This is a genomic window from Nocardia sp. NPDC049149, from assembly GCF_043197455.1.
Lineage (GTDB): Bacteria > Actinomycetota > Actinomycetes > Mycobacteriales > Mycobacteriaceae > Nocardia.
This window is the reverse complement of sequence record NZ_JBICTD010000010.1, coordinates 86957-104688: the sequence shown is the minus strand read 5'-3', so window position 1 is coordinate 104688 and position 17732 is coordinate 86957. Positions and strand designations below refer to the sequence as shown.

14 protein-coding genes are annotated in these 17732 nt (G+C 66.1%); 11 read left to right on the top strand and 3 right to left on the bottom strand.

All coding sequences use genetic code 11. The annotated features are described in order from the left end of the window. Positions 1 to 120: 120 nt before the first annotated feature. From ACGFNJ_RS33860 to ACGFNJ_RS33850, 3 genes are read left to right on the top strand one after another with little or no spacing between them, the layout of a single operon-like run. Entirely contained in the window at positions 121 to 7032 is a 6912-nt protein-coding gene (locus tag ACGFNJ_RS33860; protein WP_393457757.1) for an amino acid adenylation domain-containing protein, read from the top strand. After that, positions 6992 to 7954 (top strand): pyridoxal-phosphate dependent enzyme, encoded by a 963-nt coding sequence (locus tag ACGFNJ_RS33855; RefSeq protein WP_393457754.1) that lies wholly within the window; start codon positions 6992 to 6994, stop codon positions 7952 to 7954. The genes ACGFNJ_RS33860 and ACGFNJ_RS33855 overlap by 41 nt, the downstream gene beginning before the upstream one ends. Positions 7955 to 7973: 19 nt before the next feature. After that, positions 7974 to 8885 carry a fatty acid desaturase family protein gene (locus tag ACGFNJ_RS33850; protein ID WP_393457751.1) on the top strand — a complete coding sequence of 304 codons (912 nt, stop codon included), beginning with the start codon at positions 7974 to 7976 and terminating at the stop codon, positions 8883 to 8885. Between the two features lie 17 nt (positions 8886 to 8902). Here the strand turns inward: ACGFNJ_RS33850 and ACGFNJ_RS33845 are convergent, their stop codons facing one another. After that, positions 8903 to 9829: an esterase/lipase family protein gene (locus tag ACGFNJ_RS33845; RefSeq protein ID WP_393457748.1), complete on the bottom strand. Its 927-nt coding sequence runs from the start codon at positions 9827 to 9829 to the stop codon at positions 8903 to 8905. Between the two features lie 95 nt (positions 9830 to 9924). On the opposite strand from ACGFNJ_RS33845, the gene ACGFNJ_RS33840 reads away from it, so the two are divergent. The 7 genes from ACGFNJ_RS33840 (at position 9925) to ACGFNJ_RS33810 (ending at position 13954) form a co-directional block, all read left to right on the top strand. Further along, entirely contained in the window at positions 9925 to 10533 is a 609-nt protein-coding gene (locus ACGFNJ_RS33840; protein WP_393457745.1) for a TetR/AcrR family transcriptional regulator, read from the top strand. 74 nt (positions 10534 to 10607) lie between these two features. Beyond that, positions 10608 to 10853: a DUF2283 domain-containing protein gene (locus ACGFNJ_RS33835; protein ID WP_393457742.1), complete on the top strand. Its 246-nt coding sequence runs from the start codon at positions 10608 to 10610 to the stop codon at positions 10851 to 10853. 307 nt (positions 10854 to 11160) lie between these two features. Continuing rightward, entirely contained in the window at positions 11161 to 11397 is a 237-nt protein-coding gene (locus ACGFNJ_RS33830) for a DUF4258 domain-containing protein (RefSeq protein ID WP_393457739.1), read from the top strand. Positions 11398 to 11490: 93 nt separating this feature from the next. Continuing rightward, positions 11491 to 11892 carry a toxin C-terminal domain-containing protein gene (locus ACGFNJ_RS33825; RefSeq protein WP_393457736.1) on the top strand — a complete coding sequence of 134 codons (402 nt, stop codon included), beginning with the start codon at positions 11491 to 11493 and terminating at the stop codon, positions 11890 to 11892. Positions 11893 to 11926: 34 nt separating this feature from the next. Further along, positions 11927 to 12304, top strand: coding sequence for a hypothetical protein (locus tag ACGFNJ_RS33820; protein ID WP_393457733.1), 378 nt, complete (start codon positions 11927 to 11929; stop codon positions 12302 to 12304). Then, complete coding sequence (locus ACGFNJ_RS33815; RefSeq protein ID WP_393457730.1) at positions 12297 to 12593, top strand: hypothetical protein; 297 nt, start codon at positions 12297 to 12299, stop codon at positions 12591 to 12593. Before ACGFNJ_RS33820 ends, ACGFNJ_RS33815 begins: the two co-directional genes overlap by 8 nt. A 17-nt stretch (positions 12594 to 12610) precedes the next feature. After that, positions 12611 to 13954 (top strand): DoxX family protein, encoded by a 1344-nt coding sequence (locus ACGFNJ_RS33810; protein WP_393457727.1) that lies wholly within the window; start codon positions 12611 to 12613, stop codon positions 13952 to 13954. Positions 13955 to 15970: 2016 nt separating this feature from the next. Here the strand turns inward: ACGFNJ_RS33810 and ACGFNJ_RS33805 are convergent. Further along, a complete protein-coding gene (locus tag ACGFNJ_RS33805; protein ID WP_393457724.1) occupies positions 15971 to 16246 on the bottom strand; it encodes a hypothetical protein in 276 nt (91 codons plus the stop codon). Between the two features lie 206 nt (positions 16247 to 16452). Here ACGFNJ_RS33805 and ACGFNJ_RS33800 point away from each other — a divergent pair, with 206 nt between their 5' ends. Continuing rightward, a complete protein-coding gene (locus ACGFNJ_RS33800; RefSeq protein ID WP_393457721.1) occupies positions 16453 to 17070 on the top strand; it encodes a hypothetical protein in 618 nt (205 codons plus the stop codon). Positions 17071 to 17394: 324 nt separating this feature from the next. Here ACGFNJ_RS33800 and ACGFNJ_RS33795 read toward each other — a convergent pair whose 3' ends face one another. Beyond that, positions 17395 to 17547, bottom strand: a complete 153-nt coding sequence (locus ACGFNJ_RS33795; protein WP_393457718.1) for a hypothetical protein — start codon at positions 17545 to 17547, stop codon at positions 17395 to 17397. Positions 17548 to 17732 lie beyond the last annotated feature (185 nt).

Sequence of the window (17732 nt, the reverse complement as noted above, 5' to 3'; positions counted from 1 at the left end):
CTGTCGCCCGGGTACGTGCGGCGCATCATCGAAAAATCATCGATACGTCCGCTCGATCGGCCCTCAGATCAGTTGAGCCATAACCTCTCCCGTGGTTATCAACAAGCGCGAGGAGACCTGGTGAGTTCGGCCACCGAGGAATATCGACCCGACGTGGCAGACGGGATCTGGCAGTCGATTTCACGTCAGGTCGGCCATCGGCCGAGCGCCACCGCGCTCGTCGACGCGGACGGCAGCCTGACCTATGCCGAGCTCGCGGACCTCGTCGACGAAGTCGCGGCGCGGCTGGTCGCGGCAGGCGTGCAGGCGGGGGATCTCGTCGGAATTCGGTTGCCGCGCAGTCGGAGTGCCGTCGTCGCGATTCTGGCGACGCTGCGCGTCGGCGCGGGATACGTGCCGCTGGATCCGGCGTATCCGGCCGCGCGACTGGACGTGATGATCGATGATGCGCGGCCGCGGGCGCTCGTCACCGAGCACGGCGTCGAGACCGTGGAAGGCGGTGTGCCGCAACCGGATGCCGCGTATGTCATCTTCACGTCCGGGACGACCGGGCGGCCGAAGGGCGTCGTGGTTTCGCGGCGCGCACTCGAGGGGTTCTGTGCGGCCGCGGTCGATCGGTACGAGCTCGGCGTCGACGATCGGGTGTTGCAGTTCGCGTCGTTGAGCTTCGACGCCAGCGTCGAAGAGCTGTTCCCTGCGCTGAGTTGTGGTGCGGCGGTGGTGCTTCGCGACGAGGACATGATCAGTCGGCCGGATCTGTTCTTCGATCGGTGCGCGGCGTTGGGGGTGACCGTGCTGGATCTGCCGACCGCGTACTGGCACGAACTGGTTGCGGCGCTCGACCGCGAGACGGCCGTGCTGCCTGCCTCGGTGCGGTTGGTCATCATCGGCGGCGAGGCGGCCACCCCGGATGCGGTGCGCCGGTGGCAGGCGGCGGTCGGCCGGACGCCACGGCTGCTCAATACCTACGGCCCGACGGAAACCACGGTGGTTGCCACCGTCGCCGACCTGACCGAGTGGTCCGGCGACACGGTCCCGATCGGCACCCCGCTGACCGGCGTGACCTGCCGGGTTGTCGATGCCGACGGGCGTGCTGCGCAGACCGGTGAGCTGCTGATCGGCGGTCGCATGGTCGCCGAGGGATATCTGAACCGGCCCGAGCTCACCGCCGAGCGGTTCCGTCCCGGCCAGGACGGCGTGGAGTATCGCACCGGCGATCTGGTCCGGTGGGCCGACGGCGCGCTCGAGTATCTCGGTCGACTCGATGATCAGGTGAAGATTCGTGGCTTCCGAGTCGAGCCCGCGGACATCGAGACAGCGTTGCGGGCAGATCCGCGGATCGAGGACGCTGTGGTCGCGGTCGATCGGCGGGGCACGCAGCCTCGGCTGATCGGTCACGTGGTGGCAGCTGCCGACGCCGATCTCGACGCGGTCATGGCGGGGCTGCGTGCGACCATTCCTGCCTACCTTGTTCCCGCGAATCTTGTTCGGCACGAACGATTCCCGGTCACGCCGCAGGGTAAGATCGACCGAGTCGCGCTGGTCGCGACGGACGCTCCGCAGGAACCGATCGGCAGTCCGTGGACGGGCACCCCGAACGAAGCGCGGATCGCCGCGTTGTGGGAGTCGGTGCTCGGCGTTCGGGTGCACGGATCGGACGACGACTATCTCGCGCTCGGCGGTGACTCGCTCACCGCGATGCGCATGATCGTCGCCTTGCGGCACGCGTACGGCGTCGAACTCACACTGAGCCAACTGTATTCAACACCCACCGTCGCCGCGGTTGCCGCGCTGCTCGACGCGGATGCACCCGTCGGTCCCGGTGACGTCGTCGCCGGCCTGCCGGAGAATGTGGCGCTGGCACTGAGCCCGTTGCAGCGTGATTTCTGGGTGGCGGAACAGGTGTGCGTCGGACTGCCCGCGCACACCCTCGGCATTCGTTATCAGTGGAACGGCAGGCTCGACGCGGCGGCGCTCGCCGCAAGCCTTGCCGAGCTGGCCCGCCGCCATCCATTGCTCAGGTCCCGTTTCCCGGACGACGGCACCGAACCGAGTCTGGTGATCGAGCAGGACGCGACGATCCCGCTCGTCGAATCCGCGCCGGACACCAGCGCGATCGATCCGAAGCACGGGCCGATTGCGGTGGCGCACTTGCTTCGTGGCGAGGACGCGGACGAATTGGTGTTCGTCGTCCACCATCTCGCGTTCGACGGCTGGTCGGTCGGCATCGTCGGCGACGAACTCGCACAGCTGTATCGCGCTGCTCGTGCGGGCAAGGACAGCGAATTGCCCAGCCCGGCACCGCTGCCCGACCTGGCCGCGCTCGCCGCTGCCGCGAAGGCCGACCCGGCGTTGACCGCCTATTGGCGAGATCGATTCGACGACGCCGATCTCGACTGGGAACTGCCCGCCGATCGGCCGCGTCCGGCCGCGCGCTCCTTTGCCGCCGCACGCATCAGCACTCGCGTCGATCCTGCGCTGCTCGATCGCCTGCGCAGCTACGCGCAGACGCGGCGGGCCAGCCTGTTCATGGTCGTGCTCGCCGGTGTGCAGACGGTGCTGGCGCGCTACACCGGCCGGACCGACATCACTGTGCTGGCCCCGGTCGCCGGGCGCACCACGGCCGAGCTGGAACCACTGGTCGGGCCGCTGCTGAACATCCTGCCGCTGCGCGGCGACGCTTCCGGCGAGCCGTCGTTCGCCGAGCTGCTCGACCGTGTGCGCGCCGCGGTCGTGCGTGATCTGGACCAGCAGCACCTGGCACTGCCTGATCTGGTCGACGCGCTGGCCCGGCCCGGCAACGGAAACCGCAACCGGATCAGCCCAGTGACGCTGACCGTGCACAACAATCCGGCCCCTGCCGACCCGGATGTTCGGTACGCGGGTGAAATCACTCCTGCCGCAACGATGGTCGATCTCGCCATCGGTCTGGACTTTCCGCTCGAGCACGCGACGCTGAGCATCGACTACGCGACCGAATTGTTCGACGCGCCACGGATCGAGGGCTTGCTCGGTCATCTGCTCACCGTGTTGACTGCCGCCTGCGCCGACCCGTCGACCCCAGTGACGAGGCTGCCGATCCTCACTGCCGCTGAACGGCAGCGAATCGTCGACGAATGGAACGACAGCGCAACGCCCCTGCTGGCCGCGACTGCCATCCACCAGCTGTTCGAACGTTGTGCCGCAACAACTCCCGACGCCCCGGCGCTGACCTTCCGGGACGCCACGATCAGCTACGGCGACCTGAACCGCCGAGCCAACCGCCTCGCCCGCCGTCTCCGCGCCGAAGGCGTGCACTCGGGAGCGCGCGTGGCGATCTGCCTCGACCGAGGTTTCGACCTGTTCACCGCGATGTGGGCGGTGCTCAAGGCCGGCGCGGCCTATGTGCCGCTCGACCCGACCTATCCGCGGGACCGCCTCGACTACATGCTCGCGGACTGCCGCGCGCAGGTAGTCATCGATGACGCCTATCTGAGCGCCGAAACCCCTTCCGACGATACCGATCTGCCGTTGGTCAACACCGCGCACGACCCGGCCTACCTGATCTACACCTCCGGCTCCACCGGTAAGCCCAAGGGCGTCGTGGTGACGCACGGCAACCTGGTGCACGCGGCCGGAATGTGGCAGCACGCCTACGATCTGCGCGCCGAATGGACCTATCAACAGGCCGCCAGTTTCTCATTCGACATGTTCGTCGGCGAGACCCTGCGCGCACTGACCACCGGCGGCCGCCTGGTGATCGTGCCGAGGGAGACCCTGCTCGATCCCGCCGAGCTGTTCACGCTGATGCGCACAGAGGGCGTCCAGTGCACCGAGCTGGTGCCCGCCGTGCTGCGCACCTTGCTCGCGCACGTCGAACAGTCCGGGGAGACACTCGAATTCGTCCGCTTGCTGATCGGCGGTGGCGAGGAATGGCGGGTCAGGGAGTTCGACCTGGCCCGTCGCCTGGTCGGCTCGGCGAACCGAGTTGTCAACGCGTACGGCGTCACCGAGGTCTCCGTCGACAACGTGTGGTTCGAAGGCACGGTGGACCACCTGCCCGCGACCGCGCCGCTGCCCATCGGTAAACCCTTCCCGAACAACCGGGTCTACGTGCTCGACGTGTACCGCCAGCCGGTGCCCGCAGGCATCATCGGCGAGCTGTACCTCGGCGGCGTCGGTGTCGCGGACCGCTATCACGACCGGCCCGAGCTCACCGCCACCCGGTTCGTCCCCGACCCGTTCGCCGCCGCGCCAGGCGCCAGGATGTATCGCACCGGTGATGCCGCCCGCTGGCGGCTCGACGGCGAGGTCGACTTCCTCGGCCGTCTCGACGGTCAGGTGAAGGTCAACGGCTACCGGATCGAAACCGGCGAGGTCGAGGCAGCGCTCGGCGCATTGCCCGGCGTAATCGGTTGTGCGGTAACGGTGCAGACCCGCTCGACCGGGCTGGCCCGACTGGTCGGCTACGTCGTGCCGCAGGCAGGCGCGGAGCTCGACGAGACCGCGATGCGCGACGCGCTCGGCGCCGGATTGCCGACCCACCTGGTTCCGGCCCGAATCCTCACGCTCCCAAAGCTTCCGCTGACACCGAACGGCAAACTCGATCGCAAGCAGCTGCCCGAGCCGCCGGAAAGTGCCGGAGCGGGTACGGAATCCGCGCCGCGCACCCCGACCGAGCAGCGGATCGCGGCGGTGTGGGCCGAGGTGCTCGGTGTCGCGGAGTTCGGCATCGACGACACCTTCTTCGCGTTGGGCGGTGACTCGTTCGCCGCATTGAAGGTGATCCGGCGCATCGAACCGGCGCCGGCACTGATCGAGCTCTACCAGCACCCCACGATCCGCAGGCTCGCCGCACTGCTCGACGGCCGCAGCACCGACCGGCCCGCCGAGCGTCGAATGCTGCACCGGCTCACCGACTCCGACGCCGACCCCGACGGCGTCACGGTCGTCGCGGTGCCGTATTCCGGCGGCAGCGCGGTCGCCTACCAGCCGCTGGCCGACGCGCTGCCCGCGACGTGGGCGCTGTACGCGGCCGAACTGCCGGGGCACGATCGCGCCCGCCCGGACGAGGAACTGCTCCCCGCCGCGGCGGTGGCCGAGCTGATCCTCGCCGAAATGCCCGCCATCACCGGGCCGATCCTGCTGTATGGGCACTGCCTCGGCGTCGCGGTGACCGTCGAACTCGCCAGACAGGCTGAGGCCGCGGGCATTCCGCTGGTCGGCGTCGGGCTCGGCGCGGGATTCCCGACGGCGCGACTGCCAGGGCGGTTCTTCGACTGGTTCTACCGGCTCGTCCCGACCGACCGGCTCACTTCCGATCGCGAATACCTCACCTATCTGCGCGGGCGCGGCGGCTTCACCGACGTCGACGACGCCGAACAGCAGACGTTCGTGCTGCGCAACGTGCGCCACGACGCGCGCGACGCCGAGGAGTACTTCACCGCGGCCTACACCGATCCGCGTGCGCCGTTGCAGACTCCGGTGTTGACGGTCGTCGGCGCGAAGGACCGGGTCACCGAGCACTACACCGAACGTCGCCGGGAATGGGAGCATTTCAGTGACGGCCCCATCGAATTGGCTGTGCTGCCGCGCGCGGGCCACTTCTTCGTGAAGACGCACGCGGAGCCGCTGGCCGCAGCGCTGGTCGGATTCGTCGACCGCGAGGCCGAGACCCCGGTCGAGCCGGTGGCCGCGCCCGCCGCCGGACCGCCGCCGAGCCTCGCGAAATTCGCGCTGGTCGCGCTCGGCCAGTTCGTGTCGATGATCGGCAGCGGGCTCAGCGCGCTCGTGCTGAGCATCTGGGTGTTCCAGCAGACCGGCTCGATCACCGACTTCGCCGTCGTCAACGCGATCGGCCTGCTGCCTGGCATCCTGGTCAGCCCGATCGCCGGCGCCGTCGCCGACCGCTGGGACCGGCGCAGGGTGATGCTGGTCAGCGACGGTGCCGCCGCGCTCGCGATGAGCGTGCTCGGAATTCTGGTGTGGACCGGCGGCATTCAGCACTGGCACGTCTATCTCACCGTGTCGGTGACCTCGATCGCCGGTGCGTTCCAGCGGCCCGCCTATCTGGCCGCCGTCGCGCAGCTGGTGCCCAAGCGATACCTGGGCCACGCCAACGGCATCAGCCAGCTCGGCGTCGGTGTCGGGCTGGTGTTCGCGCCGATGCTCGGTGCCGGCCTGATCGGTTTGATCGGCATTTCCGGCGTGATCCTGCTCGACATGCTGACTTTCAGCGTCGGCGTGCTCACCCTGCTGCTGATCCGGTTCCCGAATCTGCTGTTCCACCGCCGCGAGGAGACCTTCCGCAGCGAGATCGTCAACGGCTGGCGCTACATCGTCCGCAGGCCCGGAATGCGAGCCGCACTAAGGTTTTTCGTCATCGACCACGCGTTCTACACGCTCGGCTTCGCCGTCATCACCCCGATGCTGCTGCTCGAACAGTCGCCTACGGTGCTCGGCGTCGCCCTCGGCGCAGGCGGATTGGGCGGCCTGGCAGGCAGTCTCGTGATGGGGCTGTGGGGTGGCACGCCGCGGCGCACCACCGGGCTGATCGCGTTCATGGGCGTCGGCAGCCTCGGGATGGCCGTGGTCGGCCTCGGCAGCGCACCCGCCTTCGTTGTCGCAGGCATGTTCCTGCTGACCTTCGGCGAGTCACTGGCCGAAGGACATTGGATCGCGGTGGTGCAGAGCAAGGTCGGCTTCGAACTGCAGGGCCGGGTGCTGTCGATCTTCATCACCGTGATGATGCTGACCATGCCGCTCGGCTACCTGGTGGTCGGCCCGCTCGCCGAACGCTACGTGCAGCCGTTGCTCGAACCCGGCGGAGCGCTCGCCGACACGGTGGGCCAGCTCATCGGCGTCGGACCGGGCCGCGGCCTCGCCGTGCTGGTAATCCTCAGCGGCCTACTGCAATTGGCCTGGGCGCTGCGCGGCTGGCTCGACACGGAGCTGCGCCTGCTGGAAGACCGTCTGCCGGATGCCTTGCCGCCCAACGAGATCGATTCCCGAGATGACCTACAACGCTATGCCGACGCTCAACTTTCCCGCTGAAAGGCCGACCTTGTCCCGCTCACCCCTGTCCACCGCGCCGACCGACGCGTATGCCACCCCGCTCATCGACGCGGGGGAGTTAGTGCCCGGCGTCCGGGTTTTGATCAAGGACGAAACCCGGTACGCCTCAGGCAGTCACAAGGAACCGGCCGCACGCGCCGTTGTCCTGCGTGCCGCAGCCGAGGGCTATCAGCGGGTCGTCATCGCGACCTGCGGCAACTACGGCCGGGCCATGGCGATGGCCTGCGCGGCCGCGGGCATGGCGTGCACGGTCGTGCTGCCCGAAGGGTGGAGCGACGGTGGCGCCTTCATGCGGGAAGCGGGCGCCGACGTGCACCTGGTGCCCGGCAGCTACGAGGACGCGGTCGACCAGTCGCGGGTGCTCGCCGAGACCGACGGCTGGATCGACGGCAATGTCGACGGCCCGTTCGTCGACTCGGTCTTCGAAGGTCACGGCGTCGTGGTGCACGCGCTGCATGCAGCGCTCGTCGAACCGCCTGCCGCACTGTGGATTCCGGTCGGCAACGGCACCACCATCATTGCGATCCACCGGCAGCTGCGTGCGGTGGGCTGGTCCGTGCCGATCCACGGCGTCGGCTCCGCCGCCAACAACCCCGTCGTGACCAGCTGGCCCGGTGCCTACGAGATGCTGCCGCCCGAGGGTGTCGTGACCACCGATCACAATCAGCCACTGGTGAATTGGCATGCGCTGCAGGGGCCGGAGGCGATGGCCGCGGTGACGGAGACCGGCGGTTGGGTGCACGGCGCCGACGACGACCAGCTGCTTGCGGCCAAGGACGTGCTTGCCGAGCACGGGGCATGGCCGACGCCGTCCGGCGCGGTCGCGCTCGCCGGGCTGCTCCGCTATGCCGAGCACACTCCGCTCACCGGAACCCACGTCGTTCTGCTCAGCGGCCGCTGACCCGACTCGAGAAGAACACATGACCCACTCTGCCTCCGGGCTGCTGTTCGCCCGCGCCAGGACCAGTGCCGCCGACGAGCGCGTCTACCTGGCGAAACTGGCCTTGCTCGCGGTGCTCACCGCGCTCGGCGTCGTGCTTGCGCTGCGACCGGAGCCGCTCTTCCTGATCGTCGGCGTGCTGCTACTCGCGGCGATGTACACCCACGCCGTCGAGCTGCAACATCAAGCGTTGCACCACTCGGCTTTTCGGGCGTCCTGGCCGCACCGGTTGGTCGGTGTGCCGCTCGGGCTGCCGATGTTGGTGGTGTACACCCACTATCGGATCCGGCACCTGCAGCACCACCGCCACCTCGGCACCCCGCAGGACACCGAGTTCTTCGGCTTCGATACCCGCAAGCCGTTGACCGTCGGCCTGCTGCTGCGCGGCATGTTCGACTATGCGCGAGTGTATTTCGTGCTGCGCGACGTGGTGCGTGCGGCGACAGGTCGCTGGCGCTACGAGTACGGCGACCTCAGCCCGGCGATGCGGCGCCGCGCCGTCACCGAGCACCTGATCCTCGGCGCACTGCTCTGTGGCGTGCTCGTCCTGGTCGCAATCGGCCACTACGACATCGTCATTCGGCTCTGGTTGCTCCCGCTGCTGTTCGCGGTCCCGATGCACTTCCTCGTCGAACTGCCCGAGCACATCCTCTGTGACACCGAAAGCGCCGACGTCCTGCGCAATACCCGCTCCATCCGCGGCAGCAGGCTGAGCACCTGGTTCACCAACGGCAACAACCTGCACATCGAACACCATGCGGCGATGGCGGTTCCGATCAACCAGTTGCCTGCCAGGCACGAGGAGACCCGCAGCCGCGCGGTGCACGTCGAACGCACGTATCCGGACTTCTATCGCACGCTGTGGCGGGCGATCAAGACATCTGCCCACTGACGCAGTGCTTTTCGCGATCAGGGTGCGTACAGCGGCACGACGGTACACGGCACCGGCTCCGGGGCGGCCGGATCGAGCACGTTACCGATCATCGCCACCGCGGTCGGTGAATATGGCTGGGCGAAATGCTGGGACAGGTCGGTCGGGCACACCTCGTTGATCAACTGCGTGGTGGCATTGGTGGCGCCCGCCGGTGGGTACATGCCGCCGAGCAGCCCGAGCTCGTCCGTGCTCGAGGTGATCTGGCTGTAGCGGATATGTGGTTGCAGCAGTTGGGTTTTGCCGATCGCCCACGGATCCATCAGCACGAAGGGGACCGGTGGCACCACGCCGTTGTAGAGGACGGCGTCGTACAGCGGCTTGGGAATCGTCGAACGACCGATTGCGGTGAGATCGAACGGCGCACCGGTGAGGGTGTAGGGCGAGGACAGTAAGACCACCTGATCGGCCTTGTCCGCGCCGCCGAGCTCGTTGACGTAGTAGCGAGCCACCGCGCCGCCCTGGGAATGGCCGACGATATCGACCTTCGCCGCGCCGGTCGTCGCGCGGACCCGGTCGACGAGCGCGGCGACCTCGGGTGCCGACATCGGGATCGGATCCATGCCGTTGAGACCGGGCCCGACCTGGTACATGGTGCGCCCGAAGTTGAGGGTGAACACGCAGTAGCCGCGGTTGTGTAGGTAGGGCGCGAGCGCGGTCCAGTTCACCGCCTCGGACAGAAAGGTGGAGCCGACCAGGACCACCGGCTTCGGATGTGCCGCGGTGGGCTTGCAGCTGTAGTCATTCGCACCGGAAACCGCGCCGTTCCAATCGGTTTGGGCGATCCGCAGCATCGCGCCGTTGCCGTACGGGACGGGTAGCTGGTCGGGCTGTGCCTGGGCGAGTGGGGTTGTGGCCACCGCGAGCGCGGCGACGACGGCGAACAGTGAGCGTGCGTGTCTCATTGGCTGTCAACAACTTTCCCCGACAATCAGTGTTGAGGCCGCAGCGTAACATAAACATTATTCATGTTTACCTCCTTTCATGCGAAGATGGCGCAATGCCCACCGAACGCCGACTTCGACGCCGAGAGCCCGTTCAGGAACGCAGCCGCGAGCGCGTCGAACGGATCCTCGAGGCCGCCGCAGCGCTGCTGACCGAGGGCGGCACCGCCGCGGTCACCACCCGCGAAGTCGCGGAACGCGCAGGGGTCTCGGTCGCCACCCTGTACCAGTTCTTCACCAACAGGGAAGCGCTGCTGGAAGAGTTGGCGCTGCGCACCGCCGACCGCCTCGACGACGAACTGCCACAGCGATTGGCCGCCCTCCCGATCGGCACGCTCGCCGAAGCCGTCGACCAGATCCTCGAACTCCACCGCGTCCACTACCGCGCCCACCCGGAACTGGTGGCGCTGTACTACGCCCGCCGCGCCACCGGCGAACTCGCCGACGCCCGCGACCACCGGAATCGCTTCGCGGGCATGGTCCGTCAACTCCTCATCGACCGTGCCCTGCTGCCACCCGACGTCGACCCGATGGTCGTCGAACTCACCATGGAACTCGGCGACCGGGCAGTCGAGGTCGCCTACCGCTTCGTTCCCGATGGGGACCCGGCCATCATCGCCGAAGCCAAACTCGCCCTCACCCGCTACCTCGAGGCGCACGCCTAGGTGTTCTCCGACGGTGCCGGGCATGGCAGTCGGATCTCCTGTGTTGTGGCGACTCGCGATGCGAGGATGTGGCCATGCAATCCAACTTCGTCGACTACCTGACCTGGGACGAGCAGAACAACGTCGCCTATCTCGCGCTCCCGCAGAACAACAGGGGAGAGCGCCGCGCGCTGCGCACTCTCCCCGTGAACGATGAGAGCGGCGAGCAAGTCGTTGCCGTCCTCGATTTCGGCGAGGACGGCGAGCTGATCGGCATCGAGTTGCTCAACGCGCGTGTCCAACTGAGCGCGGCGATGAAGGCCGCGGCCCGCAAAGAGTAGCCGCACAACCCGGCTGCCACTCGTCTGCCACGTGGGTGCCAAAGACGGCGTGAGGCAACGAAATTCAGGGGGCCGCGAGGCACGATGGACTCGCTGTTGGTCCGTATCCGAATTCGAATACGGATCTGATTCGAATACCGGGTCGTAGTCGACCCGGTGCTATTCAGGAGGGGAACCTTTGCGATCCATCATGCGTCTCGCGGCCGCGCCCATGGCGACGTTTGCCATTCTGGTATCGGGACTTTCGTTTGCCGGAGCGGCTTCTGCGGCGGAGCCTGCGTACGCAACGACCGATCAAGCCGTTTCAGTGCTCGACACCCGATTCGATGCGGTGCTGGCCCGTCGGCCGCATTACATTGCCGGGTACACCGACCATGCGCTGACCCGCATGGCGCAGCGGGGAATCAGTAAGGACCAGGTCGAGTCCGCCATCTCCAGCCATTACGAGGGGCAGTGGCAGCCCGAGCATCGGACCTGGAAGGTGACGTGGGGCGGGGTTTCGGTGGCGATCAACGAGGACGCCTACATCGTCACGGTCTTCTGAGGCCGGCCACTCGTCGACGTAGTCGGGTTCGCGCGTCCATGTCGATGCGCGAACCCGATTCTCCGCCACACCTTTTGAACTGGGGATTTCATCATGAGAATTATCCGCACTGGCTTCGCCATGGCATTGATCACCGCGTTTCCGCTCCTCGTCAGCGTCGAGGCGGCAGCTACGCCGCTCGCGCAATCGCCCGCTGTGGTGCTCGGCGACGGCACTCAGGTGCTGCCGTTCGAGTTCGAGGCCGCGGCAGGCAAGCGATTCAACGATGGCGAGGACCGGGCCGCCGCACAGTCGCTCGGTTACGCTGAGGCCAAAGTGGGCAGAAGCCACGGGTGCTTGATCTTCAAGCACAGCAAAAAGAACCTGTACATTTCGCAGGATCTCGACGGGCACAACGGGGGGCGTTGGAAGATGGCGAGTTCGCCAGAACGACTCGCGTCCAAGGACACCCGGATGGGCACCTACGACGAGAACCTCAACCGGATTGGTGACTGATTTGGATCATTCGACCGCCAGTGCGCCCGATGGCATGCCCGATTCGAGATCGTGGCAGATCGTTTTCGATCCCGGCATCACCAAGGAGCAAGTCGAGCTGATCGCGGATTTCGCTGTCGCGGACGGCATTGCCGACGCCGACGCCGCGGAGTTCCTGCGATCGGGTCGAGATCCCCGCTTCTGGTTGTCGGGCGCACTGGATCGGTCGGAGGTCGACGCACATCGGCGGGCGTTTCGCGCGGTTGTCGAGGGAACGCCCTTGACCGATGTGGACCGCGCGCTCATCACCGGGATGATCCATCGATTCGACGAATGGCTGGCGCATCTCGCCTATCCGCGCGATCAGATCTACGACGCGGACGACGCCTTTTTCGACTTCGACAGCGCGGAGAGGACCGGCAACGATGGATGAGCCAGGTGCACGGTTGTGGCAGATTCTGTTTCTCGACGGGCTCACGAGAGCACAGGTCGATCGCGTCGCAGACTTCGCTGCCGCATCCGGAATCGAGGAGCAGGCCAGCGGCGTCGATGAGCGTTCGGTGTTCAGCTACAGCTACGACCGTTCGACCGTCGAGTTGTATCGCCACGTATTTCAGAAGGCCGTCGACGGCGCCGAGCTCAGTGAGGGCGATCGACTCACGCTGACAGATCATCTCGACGAACTCGACAGATGGTCCGAGTCGACGGGCAGTATCGACTAGCACCACGGAGGGTGGGGATGGTGGTGATCACGCAGGCCGAACCGGACACGGTTCGGCGCGATGATCTGGTGGTCGGCGCGTGGAATCCGTTGACTCGGATCGTCTTCCGATTCTGCGTCGTCTACTTCGGGCTCTACAGCGTGCTCACCCAGCTTGCGAGCACACTGCTCGGGTTGCTGAGCAAGCCCTCGTCGGGAGTCAGCGGCGCGGCGTTGGCGACACCGCTCGTGGAATGGACCGCGAAGCACGTCTTCGGCATCGCCGAGCCACTGGTCACGATCGAAACCGCAAGCAGCGACCGGACTTACGACTGGGTCATGCTGTTCTGTCTGGTGGTGATCTCGGTTGTGGGCACCGTTGTCTGGTCGGTGCTCGACCGCCGCCGGACGCACTACTCGACCTTGCTCGTCTGGTTTCGAGTGTTCCTCAGATTCGGGTTGGCGGGCCAGCTCCTGTTGTACGGGGTGGCCAAGATTCTGTTGACCCAGATGCCGTCCCCACCGCTGACCACCTTGGTGACGCCGTTCGGCGAACTGACGCCGATGGGCCTGCTGTGGTCTTCGGTCGGGGCCGCGCCGAGCTACGAGATCATGATCGGCACCTTCGAAGCCGTTGGCGGCCTGCTGCTCATCCTGCCGCGCACGGTCACGCTCGGTGCGGTGGTCAGCACGGTCGGACTGACCCAGGTTTTCGTGCTGAACCTGAGCTATGACGTTCCGGTCAAGACAATGTCGCTGCACCTACTGTTGCTGAGCATCTTCCTGTTGGCGCCGGAACTCGGACGTCTGCTGGATGTGCTGCTGTCGCGGCGGCCGGTCGGGCTTTCGACACAACCTCCGTTGTTCCGGTCGCGTCGCGCGAACCGTATCGCCACCGTCGCCCAGGTCGTGCTCGGGGTGTGGATCGCGATCCCGATCGTCCTCGATTGCATCGGCGCCTGGCAAGAGCACGGTGAAGGCCGAACGAAGCCGCCGATGTACGGGGTGTGGAATGTGGACCGGCTGATGTCGGACGGTCAAGAAGTGCCGCCGCTCCTCTCCGATGAGAACCGTTGGCGGCGAGTCTTTTTCGAGTATCCCGACGAGTTCAAATTTCAGCGCATGGATGACACGATCGGCTTCTATCAGGCCGTCGTCGACGTCGGGAACCACCGGCTCGAGCTGGGCCGCTACGACGGAGCGGGGGAGATCTCCACCCTCATGCTGGATACCCCCACATCAGACACCGCGACCATGTCGGGAATGCTCGACGGCCATCGAGTGGAGATCACCCTGCGTCGGATCGCGCTGGAATCCATGCCGCTGCTCGGTCGGGGTTTCCATCTTGTGCAGGACTATCCCTACAACCCGAACAGTAGATAGTGCGCGCGCCGCCGGTGCAATAGTGGTGTCGGCGCGGCCCATCCACAGACGACGTCAGGCGGCCAACGAATGTTGCGACCCGGTATCTGGAGCAACGGGCGACTATCGACCGAGCCCAGATTCAGCGCGGGCCGGACATGGTGACGACACCGTTCAATCGGTGTACCTGACCAACGACGAATGGGTAGCCCAGTTCTCCGCGCCTATGGGCGACATCGTGATGCACCACGGGGCGGGTGATGGCGGGTCGACGAGGTTGCTCGGGCGATCGATCGCATGCATCGGTCCTGTCGGTGGGCCGGCTGCTGCCGCGCAAGGGTTTCGACGTCGCGATCGAATCGCTCATCCACAGGTGGGCGAAATAGGATGGCGGGTACGTACTACTCCCAAATGACGGGGCTGGTGCAGCCGTACAGAGTGGTCGGAAAGCTCATCTGTCCACCCGACGCCCAATCCGCCGCTTCGACGTATACCCGTTGCAAGCCAAGGCAATCCGCCGCGAATCGCCCGAACTCCAACCGCGCACCCACCCCACCCCCAAATCCGCACCCGTTCTAGCAGCCCACAGCTAGTGCGGATCCCCAGAACGAGTGCGGTTGCCGCAGAGGGGGTGCGGATTACGGAGCGCGCGGTGGGTGCGAGCGAGGATTCGGCGTAGTTGATCGTGAAACCCCCGCAGCCGCACCCTTTCTGTCTTCCCGCACACGATCTGGCATGCGAAATCGTGTGCGGAAAGACAGAAAGTGTGCGGCTGAGTGTCTTTGATCTTGAATCTCTGTCTTTGATCTTGAAGTTCTCGAAACGGGAGCACAGCCAAGTAACCCGGCTGGAACGAGAGAACCCGTGAGCGACTGCGGAGGTCAGCCGGGTACGGCAGGCGTCGCCACCACGCTAATCCGGTGCAAACCCCGAGATGCCGTACTCACAGGAGACCGTGGACCCGAAGGAGCTTTGCCTTCGCCGAGCCCAAAGCGGCACGGCCGCAGTCCAACCCGGCCCGTGGGGTGCGGTCTTGGGCGGGTGCGGGCTTGGGCGGGCGCGGGCTTGGGTGGGTGCGGCTCTGGGCGGGCGTGGTCTTGGGCGGGTGCGGGCTTGGGCGGGCGCGGTCTCGGGCGGGTGCGGTCTCGGGCGGGCGCGGTCTCGGGCGGGCGCGGTCTCGGGCGGGCGCGGCTTTGGAGGGGCGCGGCTTTGGGGGTTGGTGTGGGTTTCGTGGGGCGTGTTGCGTTTGGGGTGGTGGTTTATCCGCGGGTTGGACGGTTTCCTGGCGAGCGGGACGGTTTCGGGGTTTGCACTGGATAGCGTGGTGGCGTCGTGTGCCGTACCCGGCTGACCTCCGATGTCAGGTGCGGGTTCTCTTGTTCCAGACCGGGTTGCTTGGCTGTGGTCCGGTTCAAAGACCTTTCGGGGAAGTGATCTCGAGGGAGGTTGACGGGAGTCCAATGGTGGGCGTCTCGGCGCGTACTGCCACCATAAGACTCCGCTCAACGGTGGTCAGCAACCATTTCTCTCCGCTCAACGGGTCAACAACCACATCTCTCCCGTCAACGGGGCAGCAACCACTTCTCCCGTCGATCCAGGGCTCGACGCTTCGCCGGGTTCCTCGCATACGGCTGTAGGCCCTCCAACCAAGCCCTCAAAGTGATCTTGAAATGTTGGCATGAGAGAAATGGTGCGTGTCGCGACGACGTGTTGCAACCATAAGACTCCGCTCAACGGTGGTCAGCAACCATTTCTCTCCGCTCAACCGGTCAACAACCATTTCTCTCCGCTCAACACGGGGGCAACCACCACTTCTCTCTCGTCGATTCAGGGCATAGCAGTCGATTCGGTTCTCACGCGCGCATTTCCACATCGGCGGCTCTGCGGGATCCGGCATCATCTGCGTCGTCGGCTTCACCTCGGTCGCCGGCGCAATACTGGTGTCGGCGAGGCCCTTCCACGGACGGCGCCGGGCCGCCAACGCATGTTGGCGGCCCGGCGTCTGGCATAACGGGCGACTACCGACCGAGTGCAGAATCAGCGTGGGCCGCGGTCTGGCCTCGGTACCCAGATGAACTTGTAATTGCCGACATGCTTGCATTCATAGAACCCGCCTTCCAGCCATACGATTTTCCCGTCCTGCCCTGGCGAGCAGTACATCTCGGCCGCATTGAACGACGACGGAAGTTGCTGGGCGGACACGGCCGCTGGAATTGAGAGTGTCGCCTCGGTCGCTGCCTGGGCAGGCACGGTGAGCATGCTCACCCCCGCCGCGATTCCAATAACGGTGGCAGCCAATCGAATTCTTGTCATGTGAATATATCCCCTTTATCGCGTCGACGCAGATCGAGCGCCGATCGAAACCGACGGTAACACCGCAACGGGGCGGGTCGGAATATCTCGAGACTGCCAAAAGCGTTGCGGCACAACAGCTGAATGGCTGCCATAATTGATCATCAGCTGCACATGTGCACTGATATCTCATTGCCGAACTCTGGCGGCTCGGGCACTATCGATATATGGATCTGCTCAATATCGGAGCTAACGAAGCCAATCGTCTGCAACAGGGCTGGATCGCGCCCGAACATACCGTTCTCGGCATATTGCGTGGCGATCCCGACGACATCGCGCGGCGAGCACTTGAGCAAGCGGGGCTCGACGCCACAACTGTCGAGGGCAGTCTGAAAAGAATCGGTTCGGTCGAAACCGGTGAAGGGTTGAGCCCGAACCCGAGGTGGTACACGGTCCACGGCCGCGCCGAAGGTATCGCTTGGGCTTTCGGCGCCGCCGAACCCGATGCCGTGCATTTCGTCCTGGCAGTCCTGTGGGATCGCACCCGATGGTTGTTCGCCGACATCCCCGGCCCGACCCGCGACGGGATCGTCGCCGCATTGGTCGGCCTCGGCGTCGAACTGCCGCGCGTCCCGTTGCCAGAGTTGGACCTCGAGCCACAGCTGGACACCTACGTCGAATTCCCGCGACGCTCCCTCGACGACGTCTTGGCACTGCTCACTACCCGGCACCCACCCGGCGACGGCTTGACCTGGGGATTCAACTACAAGAACAACGAGACCGCCTACATTCGCGCGGAGACAGGCATCGACGTGCAAGCCATTGTCGCCGAGGCACTCACATAACAGGCCCACGGTGCGGCGGGCTCAGCGCGATCGCCGCTCCACCCGATGTCGTGCGGGAACGCGGGGGCGGATTCCCCTCCTGATGTTGTGCGGGAACGCGGGTACGGACTCCCCACCCCGATGTTGTGCGGCATTGCGGGCACGGATGTCGTGCGGCAACCTAGGTGCGGGCTTCCGTCCTGGTGGCGTGGGGCTTTGCGGGTACGGGCTCCCACCTGATGTCGTGGGGCAATGCGGGTACGCACTGCGTCCGGGTGTCGTGGGGCAACGCGGGCACGGATTCCCCTCCGGATGAACCGTGCCCGCGCCGCCGAGGCGACGTCGTCAGCCTGCGAACTTGCACAGCTGCAGCGCTCGGCTCCGCAGTGCGCCCATGCTGATCTTTTCCTTGCCGGAACCGTTGGCGCGCAACGGGTTTATGCTGGCCAACCCCGCCTGCTCGGCCTCCCGTCCGGGTGTCGTGTGGCAAGCGGGCACGGACTCCTTACCCGAAGTCGTGTGGGAACGCGGGTACGGATTCCCGTCGGGATGTCATGTGGCGACGCGGGTACGGACTGCCTTCCTGATGTCGTGGGGCAACGCGGGCACGGATTCCCCTCCGGATGAACCGTGCCCGCGCCGCCGAGGCGACGTCGTCAGCCTGCGAACTTGCACAGCTGCAG